This window comes from Janthinobacterium sp. BJB401, from assembly GCF_013372745.1.
GTDB lineage: Bacteria > Pseudomonadota > Gammaproteobacteria > Burkholderiales > Burkholderiaceae_D > Janthinobacterium > Janthinobacterium rivuli.
The window spans coordinates 1-1,560 of the sequence record NZ_JABXFH010000113.1 but is presented as its reverse complement, the minus strand read 5'-3'; the positions used below and the strand labels follow the sequence as shown (position 1 = coordinate 1,560).

Annotated in this window: 1 rRNA gene; it reads left to right on the top strand. The window is 52.7% G+C overall.

Going from position 1 to position 1,560, the window contains the following annotated elements:
• Window positions 1-10: 10 nt before the first annotated feature.
• Window positions 11-1,541: ribosomal RNA gene (locus HWE17_RS28395) — 16S ribosomal RNA — on the top strand.
• Window positions 1,542-1,560 lie beyond the last annotated feature (19 nt).

Below are 1,560 nucleotides of genomic sequence, written 5' to 3'. Positions count from 1 at the left end.
AACAGAGATTAAACTGAAGAGTTTGATCCTGGCTCAGATTGAACGCTGGCGGCATGCCTTACACATGCAAGTCGAACGGCAGCACGGAGCTTGCTCTGGTGGCGAGTGGCGAACGGGTGAGTAATATATCGGAACGTACCCTAGAGTGGGGGATAACGTAGCGAAAGTTACGCTAATACCGCATACGATCTAAGGATGAAAGTGGGGGATCGCAAGACCTCATGCTCGTGGAGCGGCCGATATCTGATTAGCTAGTTGGTAGGGTAAAAGCCTACCAAGGCATCGATCAGTAGCTGGTCTGAGAGGACGACCAGCCACACTGGAACTGAGACACGGTCCAGACTCCTACGGGAGGCAGCAGTGGGGAATTTTGGACAATGGGCGAAAGCCTGATCCAGCAATGCCGCGTGAGTGAAGAAGGCCTTCGGGTTGTAAAGCTCTTTTGTCAGGGAAGAAACGGTGAGAGCTAATATCTCTTGCTAATGACGGTACCTGAAGAATAAGCACCGGCTAACTACGTGCCAGCAGCCGCGGTAATACGTAGGGTGCAAGCGTTAATCGGAATTACTGGGCGTAAAGCGTGCGCAGGCGGTTTTGTAAGTCTGATGTGAAATCCCCGGGCTCAACCTGGGAATTGCATTGGAGACTGCAAGGCTAGAATCTGGCAGAGGGGGGTAGAATTCCACGTGTAGCAGTGAAATGCGTAGATATGTGGAGGAACACCGATGGCGAAGGCAGCCCCCTGGGTCAAGATTGACGCTCATGCACGAAAGCGTGGGGAGCAAACAGGATTAGATACCCTGGTAGTCCACGCCCTAAACGATGTCTACTAGTTGTCGGGTCTTAATTGACTTGGTAACGCAGCTAACGCGTGAAGTAGACCGCCTGGGGAGTACGGTCGCAAGATTAAAACTCAAAGGAATTGACGGGGACCCGCACAAGCGGTGGATGATGTGGATTAATTCGATGCAACGCGAAAAACCTTACCTACCCTTGACATGGCTGGAATCCCCGAGAGATTGGGGAGTGCTCGAAAGAGAACCAGTACACAGGTGCTGCATGGCTGTCGTCAGCTCGTGTCGTGAGATGTTGGGTTAAGTCCCGCAACGAGCGCAACCCTTGTCATTAGTTGCTACGAAAGGGCACTCTAATGAGACTGCCGGTGACAAACCGGAGGAAGGTGGGGATGACGTCAAGTCCTCATGGCCCTTATGGGTAGGGCTTCACACGTCATACAATGGTACATACAGAGCGCCGCCAACCCGCGAGGGGGAGCTAATCGCAGAAAGTGTATCGTAGTCCGGATTGTAGTCTGCAACTCGACTGCATGAAGTTGGAATCGCTAGTAATCGCGGATCAGCATGTCGCGGTGAATACGTTCCCGGGTCTTGTACACACCGCCCGTCACACCATGGGAGCGGGTTTTACCAGAAGTAGGTAGCTTAACCGTAAGGAGGGCGCTTACCACGGTAGGATTCGTGACTGGGGTGAAGTCGTAACAAGGTAGCCGTATCGGAAGGTGCGGCTGGATCACCTCCTTTCTAGAGTTTGCACGAATCA